The 23,113-nt window shown below is 72.5% G+C and carries 26 protein-coding genes; 7 read left to right on the top strand and 19 right to left on the bottom strand.

Going from position 1 to position 23,113, the window contains the following annotated elements; genetic code table 11:
* Positions 1-53: 53 nt before the first annotated feature.
* The 5 genes from ACWAUO_RS03890 to ACWAUO_RS03870 all read right to left on the bottom strand — a co-directional run bounded on the left by ACWAUO_RS03890 (position 54) and on the right by ACWAUO_RS03870 (position 3,701).
* Positions 54-1,112: a YihY/virulence factor BrkB family protein gene (locus tag ACWAUO_RS03890; protein WP_460773218.1), complete on the bottom strand. Its 1,059-nt coding sequence runs from the start codon at positions 1,110-1,112 to the stop codon at positions 54-56.
* A gap of 78 nt (positions 1,113-1,190) precedes the next feature.
* Positions 1,191-1,787 carry a DUF3618 domain-containing protein gene (locus ACWAUO_RS03885; RefSeq protein WP_460773216.1) on the bottom strand — a complete coding sequence of 199 codons (597 nt, stop codon included), beginning with the start codon at positions 1,785-1,787 and terminating at the stop codon, positions 1,191-1,193.
* Positions 1,784-2,200 carry a phage holin family protein gene (locus tag ACWAUO_RS03880; protein ID WP_460773214.1) on the bottom strand — a complete coding sequence of 139 codons (417 nt, stop codon included), beginning with the start codon at positions 2,198-2,200 and terminating at the stop codon, positions 1,784-1,786. The genes ACWAUO_RS03885 and ACWAUO_RS03880 overlap by 4 nt, the downstream gene beginning before the upstream one ends.
* The gene (locus ACWAUO_RS03875) at positions 2,193-2,936 is read right to left on the bottom strand and encodes a hypothetical protein (RefSeq protein ID WP_460773213.1); all 744 of its coding nucleotides are present in this window, start codon (positions 2,934-2,936) and stop codon (positions 2,193-2,195) included. Before ACWAUO_RS03875 ends, ACWAUO_RS03880 begins: the two co-directional genes overlap by 8 nt.
* A gap of 180 nt (positions 2,937-3,116) precedes the next feature.
* Positions 3,117-3,701, bottom strand: a complete 585-nt coding sequence (locus ACWAUO_RS03870) for a nitroreductase family protein (RefSeq protein WP_460773211.1) — start codon at positions 3,699-3,701, stop codon at positions 3,117-3,119.
* 163 nt (positions 3,702-3,864) lie between these two features.
* Here ACWAUO_RS03870 and rraA point away from each other — a divergent pair, with 163 nt between their 5' ends.
* On the top strand, positions 3,865-4,332 hold the full coding sequence (gene rraA, locus ACWAUO_RS03865; RefSeq protein ID WP_460773209.1) for a ribonuclease E activity regulator RraA: 468 nt from the start codon (positions 3,865-3,867) through the stop codon (positions 4,330-4,332).
* Between the two features lie 172 nt (positions 4,333-4,504).
* On the opposite strand, the gene ACWAUO_RS03860 is transcribed toward rraA, so the two are convergent.
* The gene (locus ACWAUO_RS03860) at positions 4,505-5,872 is read right to left on the bottom strand and encodes a glucose-6-phosphate dehydrogenase (RefSeq protein WP_460773207.1); all 1,368 of its coding nucleotides are present in this window, start codon (positions 5,870-5,872) and stop codon (positions 4,505-4,507) included.
* 38 nt (positions 5,873-5,910) lie between these two features.
* Here ACWAUO_RS03860 and ACWAUO_RS03855 point away from each other — a divergent pair, with 38 nt between their 5' ends.
* The 4 genes from ACWAUO_RS03855 to ACWAUO_RS03840 all read left to right on the top strand — a co-directional run bounded on the left by ACWAUO_RS03855 (position 5,911) and on the right by ACWAUO_RS03840 (position 9,565).
* Positions 5,911-7,704 (top strand): glycoside hydrolase family 15 protein, encoded by a 1,794-nt coding sequence (locus ACWAUO_RS03855; RefSeq protein WP_460773205.1) that lies wholly within the window; start codon positions 5,911-5,913, stop codon positions 7,702-7,704.
* 133 nt (positions 7,705-7,837) lie between these two features.
* Complete coding sequence (locus tag ACWAUO_RS03850) at positions 7,838-8,407, top strand: NADPH-dependent FMN reductase (RefSeq protein ID WP_460773204.1); 570 nt, start codon at positions 7,838-7,840, stop codon at positions 8,405-8,407.
* 127 nt (positions 8,408-8,534) lie between these two features.
* Entirely contained in the window at positions 8,535-8,936 is a 402-nt protein-coding gene (locus ACWAUO_RS03845) for a VOC family protein (protein ID WP_460773202.1), read from the top strand.
* Positions 8,933-9,565 carry a dihydrofolate reductase family protein gene (locus ACWAUO_RS03840; RefSeq protein WP_460773201.1) on the top strand — a complete coding sequence of 211 codons (633 nt, stop codon included), beginning with the start codon at positions 8,933-8,935 and terminating at the stop codon, positions 9,563-9,565. Before ACWAUO_RS03845 ends, ACWAUO_RS03840 begins: the two co-directional genes overlap by 4 nt.
* Before the next feature lie 3 nt (positions 9,566-9,568).
* Here the strand turns inward: ACWAUO_RS03840 and ACWAUO_RS03835 are convergent, their stop codons facing one another.
* The 12 genes from ACWAUO_RS03835 to ACWAUO_RS03780 all read right to left on the bottom strand — a co-directional run bounded on the left by ACWAUO_RS03835 (position 9,569) and on the right by ACWAUO_RS03780 (position 20,463).
* Positions 9,569-10,408, bottom strand: a complete 840-nt coding sequence (locus tag ACWAUO_RS03835; RefSeq protein ID WP_460773199.1) for an exodeoxyribonuclease III — start codon at positions 10,406-10,408, stop codon at positions 9,569-9,571.
* Between the two features lie 23 nt (positions 10,409-10,431).
* On the bottom strand, positions 10,432-11,202 hold the full coding sequence (locus tag ACWAUO_RS03830) for an enoyl-CoA hydratase/isomerase family protein (RefSeq protein WP_460773198.1): 771 nt from the start codon (positions 11,200-11,202) through the stop codon (positions 10,432-10,434).
* A 7-nt stretch (positions 11,203-11,209) separates the two neighbouring features.
* On the bottom strand, positions 11,210-12,382 hold the full coding sequence (gene paaE / locus ACWAUO_RS03825) for a 1,2-phenylacetyl-CoA epoxidase subunit PaaE (protein WP_460773196.1): 1,173 nt from the start codon (positions 12,380-12,382) through the stop codon (positions 11,210-11,212).
* Positions 12,382-12,861 carry a 1,2-phenylacetyl-CoA epoxidase subunit PaaD gene (gene paaD, locus ACWAUO_RS03820; RefSeq protein ID WP_460773292.1) on the bottom strand — a complete coding sequence of 160 codons (480 nt, stop codon included), beginning with the start codon at positions 12,859-12,861 and terminating at the stop codon, positions 12,382-12,384. Before paaD ends, paaE begins: the two co-directional genes overlap by 1 nt.
* Complete coding sequence (gene paaC, locus ACWAUO_RS03815) at positions 12,855-13,679, bottom strand: 1,2-phenylacetyl-CoA epoxidase subunit PaaC (RefSeq protein ID WP_460773194.1); 825 nt, start codon at positions 13,677-13,679, stop codon at positions 12,855-12,857. Before paaC ends, paaD begins: the two co-directional genes overlap by 7 nt.
* Positions 13,676-13,981: a 1,2-phenylacetyl-CoA epoxidase subunit PaaB gene (gene paaB / locus ACWAUO_RS03810; protein ID WP_460773193.1), complete on the bottom strand. Its 306-nt coding sequence runs from the start codon at positions 13,979-13,981 to the stop codon at positions 13,676-13,678. Before paaB ends, paaC begins: the two co-directional genes overlap by 4 nt.
* Positions 13,978-14,943 carry a 1,2-phenylacetyl-CoA epoxidase subunit PaaA gene (gene paaA, locus ACWAUO_RS03805; RefSeq protein ID WP_460773191.1) on the bottom strand — a complete coding sequence of 322 codons (966 nt, stop codon included), beginning with the start codon at positions 14,941-14,943 and terminating at the stop codon, positions 13,978-13,980. The genes paaB and paaA overlap by 4 nt, the downstream gene beginning before the upstream one ends.
* A 75-nt stretch (positions 14,944-15,018) precedes the next feature.
* On the bottom strand, positions 15,019-16,329 hold the full coding sequence (gene paaK, locus ACWAUO_RS03800; protein ID WP_460773189.1) for a phenylacetate--CoA ligase PaaK: 1,311 nt from the start codon (positions 16,327-16,329) through the stop codon (positions 15,019-15,021).
* Positions 16,330-16,344: 15 nt separating this feature from the next.
* Positions 16,345-16,746 carry a hydroxyphenylacetyl-CoA thioesterase PaaI gene (gene paaI, locus ACWAUO_RS03795; protein WP_460773187.1) on the bottom strand — a complete coding sequence of 134 codons (402 nt, stop codon included), beginning with the start codon at positions 16,744-16,746 and terminating at the stop codon, positions 16,345-16,347.
* Positions 16,743-18,851, bottom strand: coding sequence for a phenylacetic acid degradation bifunctional protein PaaZ (gene paaZ / locus ACWAUO_RS03790; RefSeq protein ID WP_460773185.1), 2,109 nt, complete (start codon positions 18,849-18,851; stop codon positions 16,743-16,745). The genes paaI and paaZ overlap by 4 nt, the downstream gene beginning before the upstream one ends.
* Positions 18,848-19,702 (bottom strand): 3-hydroxyacyl-CoA dehydrogenase family protein, encoded by an 855-nt coding sequence (locus ACWAUO_RS03785; RefSeq protein ID WP_460773183.1) that lies wholly within the window; start codon positions 19,700-19,702, stop codon positions 18,848-18,850. Before ACWAUO_RS03785 ends, paaZ begins: the two co-directional genes overlap by 4 nt.
* Positions 19,699-20,463, bottom strand: coding sequence for an enoyl-CoA hydratase/isomerase family protein (locus ACWAUO_RS03780; RefSeq protein ID WP_460773182.1), 765 nt, complete (start codon positions 20,461-20,463; stop codon positions 19,699-19,701). The genes ACWAUO_RS03785 and ACWAUO_RS03780 overlap by 4 nt, the downstream gene beginning before the upstream one ends.
* A 131-nt stretch (positions 20,464-20,594) precedes the next feature.
* On the opposite strand from ACWAUO_RS03780, the gene ACWAUO_RS03775 reads away from it, so the two are divergent.
* Together ACWAUO_RS03775 and ACWAUO_RS03770 are read left to right on the top strand one after the other, a co-directional pair.
* Positions 20,595-20,993 (top strand): PaaI family thioesterase, encoded by a 399-nt coding sequence (locus tag ACWAUO_RS03775; protein ID WP_460773180.1) that lies wholly within the window; start codon positions 20,595-20,597, stop codon positions 20,991-20,993.
* 115 nt (positions 20,994-21,108) lie between these two features.
* Positions 21,109-22,428, top strand: coding sequence for an MFS transporter (locus ACWAUO_RS03770; RefSeq protein WP_460773179.1), 1,320 nt, complete (start codon positions 21,109-21,111; stop codon positions 22,426-22,428).
* 54 nt (positions 22,429-22,482) lie between these two features.
* On the opposite strand, the gene ACWAUO_RS03765 is transcribed toward ACWAUO_RS03770, so the two are convergent.
* Positions 22,483-23,103 carry a TetR/AcrR family transcriptional regulator gene (locus ACWAUO_RS03765; RefSeq protein WP_460773177.1) on the bottom strand — a complete coding sequence of 207 codons (621 nt, stop codon included), beginning with the start codon at positions 23,101-23,103 and terminating at the stop codon, positions 22,483-22,485.
* Positions 23,104-23,113: the final 10 nt, after the last annotated feature.

Genomic DNA, 23,113 nt, shown 5'->3' with positions numbered 1-23,113 from the left:
CGCCGGTGGCAGGGGCTGGTGGGACCGCATCCGGGGTCCTACAGTGTCCGCGATCAGCGCCGCTCGTCGTCCTCGTGGCCGCGACGGATGCGGCGACCCTCCGCGACGTCCTCCGCCTCCTTCTGCGCGGCCTTGTCGCTCTTGCGCGTGTCACGCGCCGGCAGGCGGATGTCCTCCTCCGCGGCGATCCCGCCCTGCAACTGACGGCCGCGCTCCAGTTCGGCGTCGAACTCGGCGCCGAACAGCAGCGCAAGGTTCGCGATCCACAGCCACAGCAGGAAGATCACGATGCCGGCGAGCGACCCGTAGGTGCGGTCGTAGTTCGCGAAGTTGGCGAGGTACAGCCCGAAGAGGGCCGACGCGATCGCCAGCACGACGATCGCGAGCACCGAGCCCAGGCTCAGCCACCGGAACTTCGGTTGCTTCGCGTTCGGCGTCGCGTAGTAGAGGATCGCCACCATCAGCACGACGATGAACGCCAGCACCGGCCATTTCGCGATCGACCAGACCGTGGTGACGACCGGTCCGAGCCCCAGCGCGTCGCCGATCGCGTCGGCGACCGGGCCGGAGACCGCGAGGATCACCGCGGCAATGGCGATCATCACGATGCCGACGATCGTGATCAGCAGCTGCTGCGGGATGAGCTTCCAGACCGGGCGTCCCTCCTCGATCTCGTAGATCCGGTTCATCGCCCGGCTGAAGGCGCGGACGTAGCCGGACGCCGACCAGACCGCGAGCACGAGACCGGTCACGAGCGCGAAACCGGCAGCAGAGGAGTCCGCCATGCCGGTGATCGGCCCCTCGAGGGAGTCCGCAGCATCCGGTGCGACCGTCCCGACGATGTCGAGCACCTGGGATGCGGCGCGCTCGCCCTGCCCGACGACCCCGAGCAGCGAGAAGACGGCGATGAGGGCGGGGAAGAAAGCGAGTACGGCGTAGTACGTGAGCGTCGCGGCCAGATCGGTGCACTGGTCGGTGATGAACTCGCGGATCGTCTTGCCGGCGACGTACCGCCAGGACCGCTTCTCCAGCTGGGTCGGCGAGTCGGGCTTGCGTGCGTGCTCCGGATCCGGCGCGTGCCGGTCGGTGGTGGGTGTGCGTTCGCTGGACATGCGGGTGCCCTTCCGGGGGACGGGAGAGGGGGCGAGGCGGATCCGCCCCGCCCCCTCGGTGAAGGATGGTGGGACCGATCAGGCGTCGCTGACGTGCTCCCGTGCCTGCTGGGCCTGATCGGTGACGGTGCCCGCAGCATCCGTCGCTTCCTCCTTCACCGTCCGGGCGGAATCCGCGGCGGAATCCTTGACGGCCGCCACGGCCTCCTGCGCAGGTTCCTTGAGGTGTTCCCCGACCTCCCGGGCGACGCCGGCGGCCTCGTCCAGAAGGGGCTGCGCCGCATCCTTCACGGTGCCGGCGACCTCCTTCTCCTTGGCGGACGCCGGAATGAGGGATGCGGCGAGCAACCCCGCGCCGAACGCGATCAGCCCGACCGCGAGGGGGTTGCCCTGCGCCTTGTGCACGACGTCGCCTGCCGCGTCGCCCACGTGACCTGCGGCGTCCTTCACACCGCCGGCCGCGGACGACCCCGCGGACGAGAGGGTCGAGCCGGTGTCGTCGGCGGCGCCCATGATCCGGTCGCGCCACGAGCCCAGGCGGTGCCGCATCCGATCGGTCTGCCGGCCCACCATCTTCGAGGGCGTGACCTTGTCGGCGAGTGCGTCGACGTCCTGGCTGAGTTCGGTGCGGGTGCGGTCGATGTCCGCACGGATGGCCTCCGGTGAATCGCTCATCGGTTCTCCTCGTTTCTCTGGAATGCCTCTGGAATCTGCTTCACGGTGTCGACGGTCTGCGGCGCGCCCTTGACCTCCTGGAACTTCCTGCGGCCGACCAGGAAGAGGATGAGCGCCACGACGGCCCAGATGACGGCGACGACCACGCCCGACCAGCCGCCGCCGATCAGCGTGCCGAGCGCCCACCACAGGGCGATCGAGAGGAACAGCACCGTCATGGATGCGGCATACCCGGCGCCGCCGAACATCCCGGCGCCCTTCGCGGTGCGCTGGGCGGAGTCGCGGAGTTCGACCTTCGCGAGCTCCACCTCCTGGCGCATCAGGGTCGAGATGTCCTTGGTGACCTCCGAGACCAGCGCGCCCAGCGACTCGTTCGCCGCCTGACGCTCGGACGGGGTGGGTGCGTCAGACACGACCGTCACCCTCGCCGAGGGCCGTGCCCTCCTCGCCGGAGAGGTCGCGGTAGAGCGGGGTGTCGGCCGGAGCGGCGTCGGGCGCGACGGCCGGAGCGCCGAACGTCTCCGGGGTCGGCGGAACCACCGGGACCGGGGGTGCGGGCGGGAGCCCGGCCTCGTGCCCGGCGTCCCGGACGCCAGGGGCGGACGCCGTGCCGGTCGAGCCGGCACCGGTGCCGGTGCCGTCGGAGGCCGCGGAGGCCAACGCGCGGGTGAGGCGGCCGACCACCACGCCGGCCACGGCCGCCGCCGCGATGAACGTGCCCGGCTTCCGGCGTGCGAACCGTTTGACCTCGTCGATCACGGCGCCCGGGTCGCGGTCGCTCAGCCAGGACGCGGCGGAACCCACGCGCTGCGAGACCTGCCGCACGAGGTCGGAGGCGATGCCCGGCTGCTCGCTGCGTGCGGCCATCGAGCCGAGGTCGTCGCCGACGCTGCGGAGCCCTTCGGCCAGGCGCTTCTGCTGCGTGCCCGCCTGCTCGTTGAGTTCGCGCGTGGTCTGGTGGTAGAGATCCTTGACCTGCGAGCCGGCGGTGTGCGCAACGGAAGCGGCTTCCTGCTTGGCGGTCTCGACCACGCTCCCGGCCTCGCTCGCAGCGGTCGAGGTGAGGTTCTTCGCCTCCTCCTTCGCGGTGTCGACGGTGCCGGCGCCGCCGGTGTCACCGGGGGATGTCGAACGGAGATGCTCCGACATGGTGATCCTTTCGATTGGGGGATCCGAATGGTCCGTCAAGCGTGCGAACCGCCATGCCGGGATGAAAGGTGGTTGCGCCCGCGGCGTCAGTGTGTATCGCGCGTGGGGCGTGCGAGGGCATCCGAGAACGCGATCGCCCCCTCCCGCCGAAGCGGAGAGGGGGCGATCGGAAAGACCGGGTCAGTCGTCGACGACGACGGTGTCGGCCAGCGGGCGACGGGTGCGCGGAGCAGCCTCGCGCTCGCGCATCTTCTCGTCGGCACCGGCCGGGTCGCCGAGCGTGCCGACGGCCATGACCGCGAGCGGGGTGAAGACGTCGTCGAGGCCGAACGCCTCGGCGACGGCGGCACGGTCGAAGCCGCCCATCTGGTGGGTCGCGAGTCCGCCGGCGTGTGCCTGGACGGTGAAGAACGCGGCGGCCTGACCGGTGTCGTACACGGCCCACGGCAGCGGCTCGCCGTCCTCGCGGACGGTCTGCGCGACGAACACGACGAGCGCGCTCGCGTCGCCCGCCCACATCTGGTTGAAGCCGATGAGCGAGGAGAAGACCTTCGCGTGCGCCTCGGTGCCCCGGCGGGCCACGATGAACCGCCACGGCTGCGTGTTGCTCGCCGACGGCGCCCAGCGGGCGGCCTCGAGCGCCGAGGCGAGGGCGTCCTCGTCGATGGTCGCGGCGGCGTCGAAGATGCGGGTCGACCAGCGCTGCTCGAACACGTCCATCACGGGGACGTCGGTGGCGGCGGGGTTGGTGGCGACGGGGGTCATGCAGGCTCCTGGGTCGTGCGGTGGGGTGGTGGAACGAGACGTCGTCGGCCCGTCGTACCTCCACGCTAACGCGGTCCCGGAGGCTTTTCTTCCGCGGAAGGACCGCCGAATTTCACCGGGCGGAAGGGCGCCAGCGGCGTCGGCGCCGCCCTAGCGTGGCGGTATGACGATCGCCACCGCAGACCTCTACGACGAGCGCGGCGACGCGCTCGACTCGCTCGCACTCCAACTGCACGACATCGGCGGCCGCGTCGCCTTCGACGGACCCGTCCGCACGATCCGCTGCCACCGGGACAACGCCCTGGTGAAGCAGGTGCTCGGCACCCCGGGCGACGGTGCGGTGCTCGTGGTCGACGGCGGCGGGTCGCTCGAGTCGGCCCTCGTCGGCGACCTCATCGCCGCATCCGCCGTCGAGCACGGCTGGGCCGGGATCATCGTGCACGGGGCGATCCGCGACCGGGAGGCGATCGGCCGGCTGCCGCTCGGTGTGAAGGCGCTCGGCTCGAACCCCCGCAAGAGCGCCAAGGACGGTGTCGGCGAGGTCGACGTGCCGGTGCGGATCGCCGGGGTCGACTTCGTCCCCGGCAAGCACGTGTGGGCCGACGCCGACGGCATCCTCGTCGAGCGCTGACCCGCCGCATCCGGGTCCCGTCACCCGCGCAGCCCGTGCACAACTGCGGAGTCCGCACCCGACACGCCGGGCACCGGCGGCCGTGACACGGCGTGTCGGCGGTCATCTCCGCAGTTGTGCACGCCGCGCACGCCGCACGCGCGGCACAGCGCACCGACGCGTCCGGTGCGCGTCAGGTGAGGGCGGGCCAGGATGCGGGGCCCTCGCTGCCCGCGGGATACTCGTCGAGGGGCACGTCGCCGCGGCGCCAGGCGTCGATGATCGGTTGCACGATCCGCCAGCACTGCTCGGCCGCATCCCCACGGACCGAGAGCACGGGCTCGCCGTCGAGGATGTTCTCGATGACCTCGGAGTAGGCCTTCAGCGCGCCGGTGCCGAGCGCGGTCGCCATCGTCGCCTGCGAGAGCACGAACGGGTCCTCCCCGCCGTTGACGTTCAGCTGCAGCGACATCGCGTCGGGCCCGAGCGAGAACCGCAGCACCGATCCGGGTGCCTCCCCGCCGAAGCCGTCCGGCAGGTGGCGGACCGGGCGGAACCGGAGCACGATCTCGTGCGTCGCAGCGCCGAGCGCCTTGCCCGAGCGCAGCGTGAACGGCACCCCGGTCCAGCGGGCCGTCCGCACCTCGAACACGGCCTCGGTGAGCGTCTCGGTCTCGCGGGCCGGGTCGACCCCCGACTCCTCGACGTACGAGGGGAGCGTCCGGCCGTCGACGTCGCCCGTCGTGTACCGCGCGCGACGGGAGAAGTGCACCGGGTTGTCCTCCCACACGCGCGTCGCTCGGAGCGCCGCACCGGTGGCGTCGCGGAGGTCGGCCTCGTGCAGGGTCGCGGGCGGCTCCATCGCGACGATCGCCATCACCTGCAGCAGGTGGCTCTGGATCATGTCGCGCAGGGCCCCGGCCCGGTCGTAGTAGCCGGCGCGGTCCTCGAGCCCGAGCTTCTCGTCGTACCGGATGAGCACCGACTCGATGTGCTCGGCGCCCCACACCGGCTCGAGCACGCGGTTGGCGAACCGCACCCCGAGCAGGTTCAGCACCATCGACCGGCCGAGGAAGTGGTCGACCCGGAAGATCCGGTTCTCCGGCAGGAGGGCGCGGAGCGTGTCGTTCAGGGCGCGGGCGGTGTGCTCATCGGATGCGAACGGCTTCTCGAGTGCGAAGATCACGTCGTCGGGCAGGTCGCGGGTCGACAGCGCCTCGCAGGCGAGCTGCGCGACCTGCGGCGGGACGGCGAAGTACACGACCTTGCGCCCGTCGCCCTCGGCGAGCAGGTCGCGCAGCGTGGCGCGGTCGGTGATGTCCACCTGCCGGTACTCGGCGGCCTTCGCGACCGCCTCGGCGTTCTCGGTCGCGTCGTCGCCGAACGCCTCCCGCACCCGCGTCCGAAAGGCCCGGTCGGACAGCTCCTCGTTCCCCGCCCCGACCAGCCGCACCCGTCGCTCGGGCTGCTCCGCCAGCAGCTGGCACAGCGCCGGCAGCAGGAGTCGTTTGGTCAGGTCGCCGGTGGCGCCCAGGATGATCAGCGTCGTCGCATCCGTCATAGCCGACACCGTAGTGCGCGAGACGGCAGAATCATCCCGTGAGCGCACCCATCGAGGACTATGCCATCATCAGCGACTGCCGGACGGCGGCGCTGGTCTCCCGCGACGGCAGCATCGACTGGTTCTGCGCCCCCCGCTACGACTCGGGCTCCCTCTTCGGGGCCCTGCTCGGCACCCCGGACCACGGATGCTGGCGCGTCGCCCCGACCGACCCGGACGCCGTCGCCACCCGCCGCTACGACGGCGACACCATGATCCTCGTGACCCGGTGGGAGACCGCATCCGGCGTCGCCGAGGTGACCGACTTCATGCCGACCGACCACGGCCGGGTCGACCTCGTCCGCCGTATCGTCGGGATCTCCGGCGAGGTCGAGTTCGCCACCGAACTCCGGATGCGGTTCGACTACGCCCGCGCGATCCCGTGGGTGCGCCAGACCGGCACCGCGCAGTCGCCGGCCCTGCGGGCGACCGCGGGCCCGGACACGCTGGTGGTGCGCGGCATCGCGCTCTCCGCATCCGACCATGCCCATCGCGCCGTGTTCACGGTGGCGGCGGGGGACGGCCGCGACCTCGTCGCCACCTGGTGCCGTTCGTTCGACCCGGAGCCCGCGCCGCTCGACGTCGCGCACGCGTACCGGTCGACCCGGGAGTGGTGGCTGCAGTGGGCGGGCACGATCTCCTACGACGGTCCACACCACGACCACGTCGTGCGCTCGCTGCTCGTGCTGCGTGCGCTCTCGCACGAGGACACCGGCGGCATTGTCGCGGCGGCGACCACGTCGCTGCCGGAGCAGTTCGGCGGCGCCCGCAACTGGGACTACCGCTACGTGTGGCTGCGAGACGCCGCCCTCACCCTCGAAGCCCTGGTCGCGCACGGGTTCCTGGGCGTCGCCGAACGCTGGCGGATGTGGCTGCTGCGGACCGTCGCCGGCAAACCCTCGCAGATGCAGATCATGTACGGGCTCGCGGGGGAGCGCGACCTCGCCGAGCGCGAGCTCACGAGCCTCCCCGGCTATCAGGGTGCCGCGCCCGTGCGCATCGGCAACGGCGCCGTCGACCAGTACCAGGGCGACGTCATCGGCGAGGTGATGGTCGCGCTCGAGGCGGCGCGGATCGCGGGCCTCGCCGAGGACGACTTCTCATGGCCGCTGCAGCGCGCCCTCATCGACCGCGTGGAGGCCGGGATCGCGAACCCCGACAACGGCATCTGGGAGGTGCGCGGCCCGCGACGCATGTTCACGCAGTCGCGCGCCATGATGTGGGCGGCGTTCGACCGCGGGGTGCGCGCGGTGGAACGCTGGGGCCTGGAGGGGCCGGTCGAGAAGTGGAAGACGCTCCGCGCCCGCCTGTCGGCCGAGATCCGCGACCACGGCGTGCACCCCGAGGGCGGCTGGTTCACGCAGCACTACGAGACCGACGAGGTCGACGCGTCGCTGCTGCTCCTGCCGCAGGTGGGCTTCTGCGCCCCGGACGACCTGCGCATGGTGGCCACGGTCGAGCGCATCGAGCAGACCCTCATGCCCACCGGCCTGGTCGAGCGCTACCGATCGGCGACGGGGGTCGACGGGCTCGCGGGCGGCGAGAACGCGTTCATCGCCTGCTCGTTCTGGCTCGTCGAGCAGTACGCCGGCATGGGCCGCCACGAGGATGCGGAACGGCTCATGGCGTCGGCCCTGCGCGCCGCGAACGACGTGGGGCTCATCGCCGAGGAGTTCGACCCGGTCAGCGGGCACCAGGCGGGCAACACCCCGCAGGCGCTGTCGCACCTCGCGCTCGTCCGCGCCGCCGACGCGCTCGCCGGCCACACCGGCCGCGCCGCCCACCGCAGCTGACCCCCGCATCCCCCGCTCCCCCGGGGGTGGGCGAGGTGCATGCGCGGGAATAGAGCGGATGCGGGTGGCGTTCGGCTCCAACGGGCAGCAGCCCACCGGCTCACCGGGAGCCGTCACACACGAAGGAGCACACGTGAGCGACATCACGATCGGGTACATCGTCGGCAGCATCTCGAGCACGTCCATCAACCGGCGTCTCGCGAAGGCGCTCGAGCGGCTCGCGCCGGAGGGCGTCACCCTTCAGGAGATCCCGATCAAGGACCTGCCCTTCTACTCGCCCGACCACGACGCGGACTACCCGCAGGTCGCGCGCGACTTCAAGCAGGCCATCGCCGACGTCGACGGCGTCATCATCGTCACCCCCGAGTACAGCCGCTCCATCCCCGGCGTGCTGAAGAACGCCCTCGACTGGGCCGCCCGCCCGTGGGGGCAGGGGTCCTTCGACGGCAAGCCCACCGCCGTCATCGGCACCTCCGGCGGCGGCATCGCCACCGCCGCGGCGCAGCAGCACCTGAAGGCCATCCTCAGCCACTACAACGCCCCGACCCTGGGTCAGCCCGAGGGCTACATCCAGGCCACCCCGGGTCTGTTCGGCGAGGACGGCGAGGTCACGGTCGAGGCCACGGCCGAGTTCCTCCGCGCCTACCTCGACGCGTTCATCGCCCTCGTCTCGCGCTACGCGCGCGTCGAGGTCGCCGCGTAACCCCACGCGACCCTCACGGAAGCCCCGGGCCGACCGCCCGGGGCTTCCGTCGTCCCCGGGGGTTCCGCCCGGTGCGGCGAAGGCGCATGCTGGTCGCAGCGTCCGGCGAACGAAGGGGTTGCCACACATGCCGCGGATCTTCGTGAACCTGCCCACCGGCGACGTCGAACGGGCGAAGGCGTTCTACACCGCCCTCGGCGCCCGGGCGGAACCGAACTTCACCGACGCGAACGCCGCCTGCATGCTGTGGGACGACGACTCGCTGGCCCTCATGCTCATGGACCGCGCGTTCTTCGCGACCTTCACCGACAAGCGGATCGTCGACCCGGCCGAGGCCGTGCAGACGGTGGTGTCGTTCGTCCGCGACACCCGCGCGGAGGTCGACGACCTCGTCGAGCGGGCGATCGCCGCCGGCGGGCGGGAGGCGCATCCGCCGGAGGACCAGACCTTCATGTACAGCCGTGACGTCGAGGACCCGGACGGCAACGCGCTCGGCTTCCTCTACCTCGTGCCGGAGGCGACGGCATGACCGGCCGCGTGGTGATCGACATGTTCACCACGCTCGACGGGGTGGCGCAGGCCCCGGGCGGTCCGGACGAGGACCCCTCCGGCGGATTCCCGTTCGGCGGCTGGCAGGCCGCGTTCATGGACCCGGTCGGTGGCGCGCGGATCACCGACGGCATCCGCCGCATGGACGCGCTCCTGCTCGGACGCCGCACCTACGACCTCTTCGCCGCATACTGGCCCTCGCACACCGGCACCGACGTGGAGATCGCGAACGCGCTGAACCGGGTGCCGAAGTACGTCGCCTCCCGCGGGGCACCGCGACTGTCGTGGGTGGGCTCCACCCGCCTCGGCCCGGATCTGCGCACCGCGATCGGGCGGCTCCGCGAACAGCACCGCGACATCCACGTGATCGGCAGCATCGACCTCGCGCAGACGCTGCTGCGCGAGACCCTGTTCGACGAACTGCACCTGTGGGTCTACCCGGTCGTGCTCGGATGCGGCAAGAAGCTGTTCCCCGACGGGGCGCTCCCGGCGACCCTCCGGCTCCTCGAACCGGCGGAGTCCACGCCCAAGGGCGCGGTACTGCTGCGGTACGCCCCGGCGGGCCCCGTGGTCACGGGGGACATGGATGCCGCCGACCGGGGCCTGTGAACGTCAGCCGAAGATCATCGGGACGTCGTCGTCCGGACCGGTGAGGTCGAGGTCGACGACCACGGGCACGTGGTCGCTGGGGATCTCGCCCTTGCGCTCGTCACGGTGGATCGCGGCGCCCGTGACCGCCTGCGAGAACGCGTGCGAGCCGAGGATGAAGTCGATCCGCAGCCCCTGGTTGCGGGGGAAGCGCAGCTGCTTGTAATCCCAGTACGTGTAGCCGGTCGGCACGAGCGGGCGGACGGTGTCGGACAGGCCCGCGTCCAGCAGCGCCTGGAACGCGGCGCGCTCGGGCGGCGACACGTGGGTGGTGACGCCCTCGACGACCGTCGGGTCGCCGTTGTCGTCGTCGGTCGGCGCGATGTTGAAGTCGCCGACGAGCGCAAGCGGCAGGTCGGGGTTCGCGGCGAGCGAGTCGCGCGTGTAGTCGGCGAGGGCGCCGAGCCAGTCGAGCTTGTACCGGTAGTGCGGGTCGTCGAGCGAGCGGCCGTTGGGCACGTACAGGCTCCACACCTTCACACCGCCGACGGTCGCGCCGAGGGCGCGGGCCTCCTGCGGCACATCGGGCCCCTCGTGACCCTTGAGGAACCCGGGCATGCCTGGGAACGCGGTCTCCACGTCCTCGATCGGCTCACGGCTCGCGATCGCGACGCCGTTCCACTGGTTCAGGCCATGCGCGACGACGTGATAGCCGGCCTCCTCGAACGGCCCGTAGGGGAACTGCTCGGGCTTGCACTTGATCTCCTGCATCGCGAGCACGTCGACGTGCTCGCGCACGCAGAACTCGACGGTGCGCGCCACCCGGGCGCGGATGGAGTTGACGTTCCAGGTGGCCAGCCGCATGCCTCCCAGCCTACGAGGCGCGGTCAGTGCCCGTGGAACACCGGGCGCCGCTTCGCCTGGAACGCGGCGAACCCCTCCCGGTAGTCGTCGGTGTCGCGGAGGGCCGCCTGGGCGGCGTTCTCGGCGGCGACCGCCTCCCAGAGGCCCGCCCGCTCGTCGCGGAGCCGCGCGACGATGCGCTTGCTCGCGAGGAACGCGGCGGTGGGCCCGGATGCGGCGGCCCGCGCCGCCGTGTCGACGGCGTCCTGCACCTCGCCCGCCGGCATGCTCCGGGAGAACAGGCCGAGCCGCACGGCCTCGTCGCCCGACAGCATCCCGCCGGTGTAGACGAGGTCGAGCGTGCGGTGCGCACCGAGCCGCTCGACGAAGAGGGCGTGCCCGCCGGAGTCGAGCGCCGCGCCGAGCCCGGCGAACGGCGACCCGATCTTCGCGGTGTCGGCGACGTACACGACGTCGGTCGCGATGAGCAGGCCGAGTCCCACGCCCAGGCAGGCGCCGTGGGCGGCGGCGAAGGTCGGCGCCGGGAACGCGGCGATGCGGTGCAGGAGCGGGGTGAGCAGGCCGTCGAGGTAGCCGGTCACGTCGTCGGTGGCGGCGTCGACGCCGGCGATGTCGCGGCCCGCGCAGAACGCGCGGCCCTCGCCGCGCAGGGTGAGGGCGCGCACGCCCGCCGCCTCGGCCTCGGCGTACGCGGCGTCGAGGTCGCGGAGCGCCTGCTCGTCGAGGGCGTTCAGCCGGTCGGGGTTCGTCAGGACGATGCGGGCGACGTCGTCGTCGATGCGCAGCTCGATCATGCGGTCCTCATTCGTCGTAGTCGACCGTGACCCGGTCGGAGGTGGGGTGGGACTGGCAGGTGAGCACGTACCCCCGCTCGATCTCGTCGGGTTCGAGCGCGTAGTTCTCGGTCATCGCCACCGAGCCGGTGAGCACCCGGGCGCGGCAGGTGCCGCACACGCCGCCGGCGCAGGCGAACGGGGTGTCGGGGCGCACCCGGAGGGCGGCGTCGAGGATCGACTCACGGGCGGCGACGGGGCTGTCGACCCGGGTCGACTGGCCGTCGAGCGTGAACTCGATCGTGTGCACGGGTTCGTCGGCCCGCACCCGCACCGGCGGTCGCGGCGCGTCCCGTCCGGTGTCGTCGCCGGTGGTGAACAGCTCGTACCGCACATGCGCGCGGTCGACGCCGATGTCAGCCAGGGTGTCCCGGCACAGCTGCACGAGTTCCATCGGCCCGCACAGGAACCACTCGTCGACGGTCGACGGCAGCACGAGCCCGTCGAGGATGCGGCGGAGCCGGTCCTCGTCGATGCGCCCGGAGAGGAGGGGCGCCGCCCGCTGCTCCCGCGAGAGCACGTGGTGGAGCGCGAAGCGGGTGGGGAAGCGGTCCTTCAGGTCCGCCAGCTCGTCGAGGAACATCACGTCGAGGCTGGACCGGTTCGTGTAGACGAGCGTGAACCGGGCGCTCGCCGAGCGGGTGAGCACGGTCGTCGCGAGCGCCATGAGCGGGGTGATGCCCGATCCCGCGGCGACGGCGGCGACGTGGGCGCCGTCGAGGTCGTCGAGTGTCGTGGTGAAGGTGCCCTGCGGGCTCATCACGTCGAGCTCGTCGCCGGGGCGGAGGCCGGTCTGCGCCCATTCGGAGAACCGGCCGCCGCTCGCCCGCTTGATCGCGATGCTCACCGACCCGGCGGTCGGCGGGCGGCACAGCGAGTAGGAGCGGCGCACCTCCTGCCCGTCGAGACGGGCGCGGAGGGCCACGTACTGCCCGGGCAGGTAGTCGTACTCGCCGGCGAGGTCGTCCGGCACCGCGAAGGTGACCTCGACCGCGTCGGCGGTGAGGGGGCGCACCTCGGCCACCCGGAGCGGGTGGAACCGCGCGCGTCTGCGCCCGGTGGCGGTGGGACCGCCGACGGCGCTGTGCAGCAGGGCGTCGGCGAGGGCGGCCTGCTCGGTGAGGGTGGGGGAGTCCGGCATCAGTGCACCTTGAAGAAGTCGAACGGCTCGAGGCAGGCGCGGCACTCGTACAGCGCCTTGCAGGAGGTGGAGCCGAACCGGGTGACCTCCCTCGTGTCGAGCGAGCCGCAACGCGGGCAGCGCACGCCGAGCTGCACGCGGACCGGCCCGGATGCGGCGGCGCGGCCCGTGGGCGGCGCGATGCCGAACTCGGTCAGCTTGCGCTTGCCGTCCTCGCTCATCCAGTCGGTGGTCCAGGCGGGCGACAGCACGAGTCGCACCTCCACGTGCGCGTACCCCGCGGCGCCGAGCGCGAGTTCGAGGTCCTGTCGGATCGTGTCCATGGCGGGGCAGCCGGAGTACGTCGGGGTGATCGTCACCGTCACCGCGTCGCCGTCCTCGCGGACGTCGCGGAGGACGCCGAGGTCGGCGATCGTCAGCACCGGCACCTCGGGGTCGCACACGGTCGCCGCGACCTCCCACGCCGTGCCGGTCACCAGGTCGCCCCCGGATGCTGCCGGGCGAGCACCTGCATCTCGGCGAGCAGCGCCCCGAAGCTCGGGAAGTGGGCGCCGTCCCGCCCGCCCCCCGCGGCGGGCTGCACGTCCGGGACCGGCACGTCGGCCTCGGCAAGCACGGCGCCGACCGCGCGGTCGAACGCGGCGCGCAGGGTCGACGGGCGCACCGCGACCCCCTCGAGCCGGTCGATCAGGTCGTCGTCGCGGAAGAGCTCGTCGACGTACGGCCACACGTCCGCGATCGCGGTCAGCATCCGCCGACGGGACTCCTCGGTGCCGAGCGCCAGCCGCAGCGTCCACTGCACGGCGTGGTCGCGGTGGTAGTCGACCTCCTTGACCGCCTTCGCCGCGACGGCCGCGAGGGTCGCGTCGGCGGATGCGGTGAGCGCGGCGTACAGCTCGCACAGCCAGCCAGCGGCAACCAGCTGGCGGGCGATCGTGTGCGCGAAGTCGCCGTTCGGCTGCTCGAACAGCCAGGCGCTGCGGAAGTCCGGTTCGTCGCGGAAGTACGCGAGGTCGTCCTCGGTGCGGCCGTCGAAGGTGCCGGCGTAGTGCAGCAGCGAGCGGGCGTGGCCGAGGAGGTCCAGCGCGATGTTCGCGAGCGCGACGTCCTCCTCGAGTTCGGGCGCGCGCGAGACCCAGGCGCCGAGCTGCTGCGCCAGCACGAGGGCGTCGTCGCCGAGCCGCAGCGCGTATGCCGCGACGTCGGCGGATGCGGCCCGGCCGCCCTCGCCGGCGAGCTCGGCCGCCAGTTCGACGTCGTCGACCGTCACCTCGCCGTGGAGGTCGTGCGTGCTCACAGGTGCGGCACCCCCTCGGACGCGGTGTAGTACTTCGCGTGCCGGTAGTTCTTGCCGGCGGGGCTCTCGAAGAACGCGCCCTTCGCATCGGGGTCGCTGGCAGTGATCGCCTCGGCCGGGACCACCCAGATCGAGACGCCCTCGCCGCGCCGGGTGTACAGGTCGCGGGCGTTCCGCACGGCGAGCTCGGCGTCGGGGGCGTGAAGCGACCCGACGTGCACGTGCGAGAGCCCGCGCTTGGCGCGCACGAACACCTCCCACAGGGGCCACTGCTCTGCGGGCGACGAACCGGGGGAGGTCATGAGGCGATCCGTTCAGCCTGCGCCCGCGTGGCGGCGTAGGCGGCGGCCGCCTCGCGCACCCAGGCGCCGTCCTCGTGCGCCTCGCGCCGATGCCGCAGGCGGAGGGCGTTCAGGGGGCCGCGGCCGGCGAGCACCTCGCGGAACTCGGTCCAGTCGATCTCGCTCGTGTGCCAGCGCCCGGCCTCCTCGTCCCAGCGCAGCTCCGGGTCGGGCAGGGTCACGCCCAGCGCCTCGGCCTGCGGCACGAGCATGCCGATGAACCGCTGGCGCAGCTCGTCGTTCGAGAAGCGCTTGATCTTCCAGGCGGTGGACTGCGCCGAGTTCGGCGACGCGTCGTCGGGCGGGCCGAACATCATGAGCGACGGCCAGTACCAGCGGTCGACCGCATCCTGCGCCATCCGGCGCTGCGCCTCGCTGCCCTGCATGAGGGTGAGGAGGATCTCGAACCCCTGCCGCTGGTGGAACGACTCCTCCTTGCAGATGCGCACCATCGCCCGGCCGTACGGACCGTACGACGCGCGGCACAGCGGCACCTGGTTGCAGATCGCGGCGCCGTCGACGAGCCAGCCGATCGCGCCCATGTCGGCCCAGGTCGGGGTCGGGTAGTTGAAGATCGACGAGTACTTCGCGCGGCCGTCGATGAGCTGCGCCGTCATCTCGTCGCGGGTGATGCCGAGGGTCTGCGCCGCCGAGTAGAGGTAGAGCCCGTGCCCGGCCTCGTCCTGCACCTTGGCCAGCAGGATCGCCTTGCGCTTGAGGCTCGGCGCCCGGGTGATCCAGTTGCCCTCCGGCTGCATGCCGATGATCTCCGAGTGGGCGTGCTGCGAGATCTGCCGGATGAGCGTGCGGCGGTACCCCTCCGGCATCCAGTCGCGCGGTTCGATGCGCGCGTCGGCCGCGATGAGCTCGTCGAAGGCCGCCTGGGCCTCCGCCTCCGTCACGGGAGGTGCTGCTGTCGTCATCGTCGACTCCTTTACAGACCGATCGTTCAGTAATGGTAGGCCGGGGATGCCACGGGGGCAACCCCGGCGGGTGGATCAGCGGTGGTCGTAGACCCGCTTGTACTTGCCCTCGCTGCGCGGCAGCGTCCCGGGCTCCTCCACCGCGACCTCGACCGAGGTGCCGATGTGCGTCTTGATGCGCTCGGCGAGCACGACCGCCGCCGCCTCGCAGGTCGCACGGTCCAGGTGCGGGGCGCGTTCGATCCGCACGGTCATGCAGTCCAGGTGCCCCTCGCGGCGCAGCTCCAGCACGAAGTGGGGCGTGAGGGTCTCGATGCCCATCACGAGCTCCTCGATCTGCGTCGGGAAGAGGTTCACGCCGCGGAGGATGATCATGTCGTCGTTGCGTCCGGTGATCTTCTCGATCCGCCGCATCGCCGGGTACGCGGTGCCGGGCAGGAGCCGGGTGAGGTCGCGGGTGCGGTAGCGGATGACCGGGAACGCCTCCTTCGTGAGCGAGGTGAACACGAGCTCGCCGAGCTCGCCGTCGGGCAGCGGCGCCCCGCTCTCGCCGTCGATCGTCTCCGGGAGGAAGTGGTCCTCCCAGACGTGCGGGCCGTCCTTCGTGAGCACGCTCTCGCTCGCGACGCCCGGCCCCATGACCTCGCTGAGCCCGTAGATGTCGACCGCGTCGAGCCCGAGCCGCCGTTCGATCTCCGTCCGCATCCGGTTCGTCCACGGCTCCGCGCCGAGGATCGCGACCCGCAGCGACGTGCCGGCCGGGTCGATCCCGGCATCCGCCATCGCGTCGGCGATCGTGAGCAGGTAGCTCGGCGTGCACATGATCGCGTCGGGCTCGAAGTCGCGGATGAGCTGCACCTGCCGGGCGGTCTGCCCGCCCGACATCGGGATGACGGTGGCGCCGAGCCGTTCGATGCCGCCGTGCGCGCCGAGCCCGCCGGTGAACAGGCCGTACCCGTACGCGTTGTGCACCTTCATGCCCGCCCGCACGCCCGCCGCCGACAGCGACCGCGCGACGAGCGCGCCCCACCGGTCGAGATCGCCCTCGGTGTAGCCGACGACGGTGGGGCGGCCGGTGGTGCCGGACGACGCGTGCACGCGGCGGACGTCGGCCATCGGCACCGCGAACATGCCGAACGGGTACGACTGCCGGAGGTCCTCCTTCGTCGTGAAGGGGAGCCGGCGCACGTCCGCGAGGCTCCGGATGTCGTCCGGCCCGACGCCCGCCTCGTCGAACTTCCGCCGGTAGAGGGGGACCTGCTCGTACGCGTGGCGCACGGTCCACTGCAGGCGTTCGAGCTGCAGGCGCTCCAGCTCGGCGCGACCGATGACGGCGGGGTCCGGTTCTGCGGTGCGCGGGCGGGTCGCGGTGGTCGTCTTCGACATGGATGCTCCCGGGGGTCAGGCGGTGCGGTCGGTGGTGAAGGAGCGGCCGCGGAACTCCGCGACCGGCTCGCCGTGCTCGTCGGTGACGGTGACGTCGTACACGCCGGTGCGGCCGCGCACGGTGCGGCGCAGGGCCGAGGCGGTGAGCACCTGCCCGGGCACGGTGGGCTGCAGGAAGGTGATGTCGGCGCCGGCGGCGACCGTCACCCGCTCGTCCTCGTTGCAGGCGATCGCGAACGCGGTGTCGGCGAGGGCGAACACCATGCCGCCGTGCGTGATGCCGAAGCCGTTCGTCATGTCCTCGCGGACCGTCATCGACACCACGGCGTGGCCGGGCTCGTCGCGCTCGACGGTGAACCCGAGCGCCGCGGAGGCCCGGTCGCGCTGCATCATCGGCCGCAGGGTCGCGTCGGTCATCGCGCCGCCACCTCCTCGCGGCGGCCGGCCGCCGCATCCGCCGGTTCGGCATCCTTCGCGACGAGGGTGAGCACGTCGTAGGTCGCGACCGGCTCGTCACGCTGGTTGCGGATGACCGCGTCCCAGCGCACCTCGCCGTAGTCGTCGGTCTCGCGCGGCGTGATCTGCTTCGCCGTGAGGGTCACCCGGATCTCGTCGCCGGGGGAGACCGGGGTGAGGAACCGGAGATCCTCGAGGCCGTAGTTGGCGAGCACGGGGCCCGGGTCGGGGTCGACGAACAGACCCGCCGCCCACGACACGAGCAGGTAGCCGTGCGCGACGCGGCCCGGGAAGAACGGGTTCGCGGCCGCGGCGGCCTCGTCCATGTGGGCGTAGAACGTGTCGCCGGTGAAGTGCGCGAACGTCTCGATGTCCTCCAGGGTCACCGTGCGCGAGGCGGACTCGATCCGGTCGCCGATCCGCAGTTCCCGGAGCGACTTGCGGAACGGGTGCCGGCCGTCGTCCGACGCGGGTGCGCCGGCGTGCCAGACGCCCGTGAGCGCGGTGAGCATCGCGGGGCTGCCCTGCACGGCCGTGCGCTGCATGTGGTGCAGCACGGCACGGATACCGCCGAGCTCCTCGCCGCCGCCCGCCCGGCCCGGCCCGCCGTGCACGAGGTGCGGCACGGGGGAGCCGTGGCCGGTGGAGGTGCGGGCGTCGTCGCGGTCGAGGAGGAGCACCCGCCCGTTCGCGGCGCCGATCCGTTCCAGCAGCAGCGCCGCGACCTCGGGGTCGTGGGTCGCGACGCTCGTCACGAGCGACCCGCCGCCGCGGTTCACGAGCTCCGCCGCCTCGACGACCGAGCGGTACGGCAGGATGCTGGCGACCGGCCCGAACGCCTCGAGCTCGTGCACCGCGGGGGTCGCCGCATCCGCGAACGTCAGCACCGTCGGGGCGACGAAGGCGCCGTCGCCCGCAGGCCCCACGGACCCGTCGGCGCGGACGACCTCGGGGGCGTCGAGCCCGCCGATCCGCAGCTCGCCGCCCGCGTCCAGCAGCCGCCGCACCTGGCGCAGCACGTCGTTGCGCTGGTCGCGCGAGACGAGCGGGCCCATCGTGACGGTCTCGGCGCGCGGGTCGCCGATCACGACGCGTTCGTCGAGCTTCGCACGGAGCGCGTCGACGACGTCGTCCACGCGCTCGGCGGGTACGATGGCGCGCCGGATGGCCGTGCACTTCTGCCCGGCCTTCGCGGTGAGTTCGACGAGCAGCTGCTTCACGTACGCGTCGAACTCGGGGGTGCCGGGAGCGGCGTCCGGGCCGAGGACGGAGGCGTTGATCGAGTCGGTCTCGGCGGTGAACCGCACCTCGCCCGAGCGGATGCGGGGGTGTTCGCGGAGCCGGTCGGCGGTCGAGGCGCTGCCGGTGAAGCCCACCAGGTCGCCGAGTCGCAGGGCGTCGAGGAGCCCGGCGGCGCTCCCGCTCAGCAGCTGCAGCGAGCCGTCGGGGAGCACCCCCGCGTCGACGAGGATCCGCACCCATGCCTCGGCCACGTACGCCGTGGGGGTCGCCGGTTTCACGAGGGTGGGGACCCCGGCGAGGAAGGCGGGGGCGAACTTCTCCAGCGCGCCCCAGACGGGGAAGTTGAACGCGTTGATCTGCACCGCGACGCCCGGGAGACGCGTGTAGACGTGACGGCCGAGGAACGAGCCGTCCTTCGACAGCGACTCCGCCGGGCCGTCCAGCACCATGCGGGCGTTCGGCAGCTCGCGCCGGCCCTTCGACCCGTAGGCGAAGAGCACCCCGATGCCGCCGTCGACGTCGATCATCGAGTCCCGCACCGTGGCGCCGGCGCGCTTCGACAGCTCGTAGAGCTCCTCCTTGTGCTCGCTCAGCACGGTCGCGAAGCGTTTGAGCAGCAGGGCGCGCCGGTGGAAGGTCAGCTCGCCGAGGCTCGCCTGCCCGACCGTCCGCGCGTACGACAGCGCGCCGTCGAGGTCCGCGCCGCGAGCGCTCACGAGCGTGACGACCTCACCGGTCGACGCGTCGTGCACGGGGGTCGCGCCGGTCTCGTCGTCGGGCGTCCACCATCGGCCCTGCAGGTGGCTCGGCAGCATCCGGTTCATCCCTCACTCCATTCGTAGAAGCCGCGGCCGCTCTTGCGACCGAGGTGGCCCTGCGCGACGAGGTCGCGCAGCAGCCGGGGCGGCGCGAAGCGCTCGCCGAGTTCGCGGTGGAGCTCCTCGGCGATCCCGAGGCGCACGTCGAGGCCGACGAGGTCGGTGGTGCGCAGCGGCCCCACGGGATGCCGGTACCCGAGCTCCATGGCGGCGTCGATGTCGGCGGCCGAGGCGACGCCCTCCTCGAGCATCCGGATCGCCTCCATGGCCAGGGCCACCCCGAGCCGGCTGGAGGCGAAGCCCGGTGCGTCCCGCACCACGACCGCGCGCTTGCCGAGCGCGTCCACCCACCCGGTCGCGGCCGTCGTGACGTCGCGCTCGGTCGCGGCCCCCACGACCACCTCCACCAGCGCGGACGCCGGCACCGGGTTGAAGAAGTGCAGCCCCACGAAGCGTCCGGGCCGGGTGAGCGCACCGGCGAGGGCGTCGATCGAGATGGAGGAGGTGTTCGAGGCGAGCACGCCGTGCGCGGGCATCGCGGCCTCGGCGCGCCGCAGCGCCTCGGTCTTCAGCGCGCGGTCCTCCGGCACCGCCTCGATCACGAGGCCCGCGTCCGCGAACCAGGCCGTGTCGGTGCCGCATCGGACGGCGTTCGTGAGCTCGTCGAGCGGCCGGGCCGCCGTGCCGCGCTCGAGGGACCGGGCGAGGTTCGCCCGCACGCGGTCCGCCGCCGCATCCGCCGCCGCCTCGTCGCGCTCGACGACCGTCACCTCGGCGCCTGCCAGGACGAAGGCGTGGGCGATCCCGGCGCCCATGCGGCCGCCGCCGAGTACGCCGACCTTCGCGGGCACGCTCATCGGGCCCGCCGTTCCAGGAACGCGCTCATGCGCGCGTGCTTCTCGGGGCGGTCGAACAGTTCGGCCTGGAGCTCGAGGTCGAGGGCGGGGTGGGCCGCAGCGGGGGCGGCGAGGGCGCGCTTCGTGTACTGCGTGGCGAGCGCGTCGTTGCGGGCGATGCGGCCGGCGAGGGCGTGGGCGGCCGGCAGCAACTCGTCCGCGGGGTGGAGCGCGCTCACGAGGCCCCAGGCGAGGGCCTCCTCGCCGTCGAGCACGCGGCCGGTGAGCAGGAGCTCCGCGGCCCGTGCCTCGCCCACGATCGCCGGGAGACGCCAGGTCGCCCCGGCCGCCGCGATGATGCCGAGCCCGGTCTCCGGGTTGCCGATCCGGAGCGCCGGCGTGCCGATCCGCAGGTCGGCGGCGTAGGCGAGCTCCGCGCCGCCGCCCAGGGCGTAGCCGTCGACCGCGGCGATGACCGGCATGGGCAGGTCGTGGATGCGGCGGAAGACCGTCGTGTTGATGCCGGCGCGGGCGTCGGCCGCGCGGCGGTCCCGGAGCTGGGCGATGTCGGCGCCGGAGGCGAAGACGCCGTGCGCGCCGGTGAGGATGAGCGTGCGAGGCTCGGCCTCCAGCTCCGCGCACAGCGCGTGCAGCTCGTCGACGAGCGCCTGGTCGATGGCGTTGCGCACCTCGGGGCGGTCGAGGGTCGCGACCACCCGGTCGGCGCCGCGCTCGATCCGCAGCGACGTCGCCGTCGCCGCGTGCCGTGAAGCCTCGGACATCGGTGTCCTTCCTCTGCGTCATCGCACCGGGGAGTGCGGCCGTGCATCTTTGCAGACCGATCGTTCAGTAATAGTGTCAGACCGACGCGGCCCCGACAAGGCCGCACCGGCGACCTGTGGACGGAGTGCGGATGACCGACGGACAGTGGCGGATCGAGCCGGGCGCGCTCGACGTGAAGCTCGGCATCGAGGTGCGGGAGCAGTCGCCCGACCGGGTCGTCGCGACGATGCCCGTCGCCGGCAACACGCAGTCGCTCGGCAGGCTGCACGGCGGGGCGAGCGCCGCGCTCGCCGAGGCGATCGGGTCGTGGGCGGCGATGGTGCACGCGAGCACCCTCGGGATGGTCTGCGTCGGCGTTGACCTCAACATCACGCACCACCGCGGCGCGCGCGAGGGTGTCATCACCGGCACGGCGACCGCCCTCCACCGCGGCCGGCGGATCGCCACCTACGACATCCGGATCGAGGACGAGGCCGGTGCGCTGCTCGCGACGGGGCGCATCTCGAACCTGCTCGTGCGACCCGGCTGAGCCGTCCACAGGGCCTCTTCCCGGCGGTCAGCGCTGTCCGCTATGTTGAGGTTTCCTCACCGATCGGTCAGGAATTCCCCCGGCCGAGACCGCCTCGAACAACGGAGTTCACCCCATGGCGTCACCCACCCAGGCATCCGAACGCACCGGCACCGTCACGCGGGAGGAACGCAAGGTCCTCGCCGGCACCCTCGTCGGCACCTCGATCGAGTGGTACGACTTCTTCATCTACGCACAGGCCGCCGGGCTCGTGCTCGCGCCGCTCTTCCTCGCGCCGCTCGCCGAGTCCAACGCCGGACTCGCGCAGGTGCTGTCGTTCGCGACGATCGGCATCTCGTTCCTCTTCCGCCCGCTCGGCGCGGTCGTCGCGGGGTACCTCGGCGACCGGCTCGGCCGCAAGCGGATGCTGGTGCTCACGCTCATCATGATGGGCGCGTCCACCTCGCTCATCGGCGTCCTGCCCACCTACGCCGCGATCGGCATCGCGGCGCCCGTGCTGCTCATCGTGCTCCGCATCCTGCAGGGCTTCTCGGCGGGCGGCGAATGGGGCGGCGCGGCGCTCATGTCGGTCGAGCACGCGCCCAAGGGCCGCCGCGGCTTCTTCGGCGCGTTCCCGCAGATCGGGGTGCCGGTCGGCATGATCCTCGCGACCGCGACCCTGTGGATCCTCACCTCGTCGATGTCGCCCGAGGCGTTCCTGGAGTGGGGCTGGCGCATCCCGTTCCTGTTCTCGATCGTGCTCATCGCCATCGGCTACGTGATCCGTCGCGCCGTGGAGGAGAGCCCGGTCTTCGCCGACCTGCTGCGCCGCCGCAAGGAGTCCTCGGCGCCGCTGCGCCGGCTGTTCCGCAAGAACTGGCGCGAGGTCGTGCTCACCGCGGTCGTGTTCATCGCCAACAACGCCGCCGGCTACCTGCTCATCGCGTTCTTCGCGACCTACGCGGTCACCGCACTCGGCATGGACCGGCCCACCGTGCTGCTGGCCACCACCCTGGCCTCGTTCGGGTGGCTCGGCTTCACCCTCTGGGGCGGGCGGATCTCCGACCGGATCGGCCGGGTGCGCACGTTCCAGATCGGCTACCTGTTCCTCGCCGTCTGGGCCGTCCCGATGTGGTTCCTCATCGACACCGCCGAGATCGGCTGGTACTTCGTCGCGCTGTTCGTCATGACGTTCGGGCTCGGCCTCTCGTACGGCCCGCAGGCCGCGCTGTACGCGGAGATGTTCCCCGCGAACGTGCGCTACTCCGGCGTCTCGATCGGGTACGCGCTCGGCGCGATCCTCGGCGGCGCCTTCGCGCCGATGATCGCCGAGGCGCTCATGAACGCCACCGGCATGTCGTGGACGATCGGGCTCTACATCGCGATCGCCGCGGTCGTGTCCCTCATCGGCGTCTCGCTCATCAAGGACCCGATGAACATCGACCTGCACGCCTGAGCCGCGCGCCGCATCCGGCCCGGTCCCGCTCCGGCGGTGCCGGGCCGGACCGCGTCAGGAGGCGGGCGGGCGCAGCCCGTCGAGCGCGACCGTGAGGATGTCGTGGCCGAGCCGGGCGCCGTCCACCGGGCCGCCGGGGCGGTACCACTCGACGACCGAGTTGATCATGCCGAAGATGAGGCGCGCGACGACCGAGGCGTCGACGTCGTCGCGCACGTCGCCGCCCTGCTGCGCCTCGGCGACGAGGCGGGTGACCTGCTGGTCGAACAGCCGCCGGCGCTCGAGCGCGGCGAGCTCGACCGGGCTGTTGCCGCGCACCCGCAGCAGCAGCGTCACGGCGGGGAGCTGGTCGACGAGCACGTCGGCCGCGCCGCGGATGACGGCGCGGAGCCGGTCGATCGCAGGCCCCTCCACCGCCTCCGCCTCGGCCAGCACGGCCTCGAGTCCGCCCAGCGCGGCGTCGAGCGCCACCTGCAGCAGCTCCTCCTTCGAACTGAAGTGGTGGTAGAGCGCGGACTTCGTCAGCCCGAGCCGCTGCGCGAGGTCGGACACGCTCGTCGCGTCGTACCCCTGTTCGTTGAACAGCTGCACGGCGACGGCGAGGACACCCTCGCGGTCGTACCCGGGACGGCCGCGCCTGGCCGGGGCGGGCGTCGTCTTCGACCCGATGCTCATCTGCTCAGTC

The sequence above is a fragment of the Microbacterium sp. GXF7504 genome, from assembly GCF_054798235.1.
This window is presented reverse-complemented; position numbering and strand designations above follow the sequence as displayed.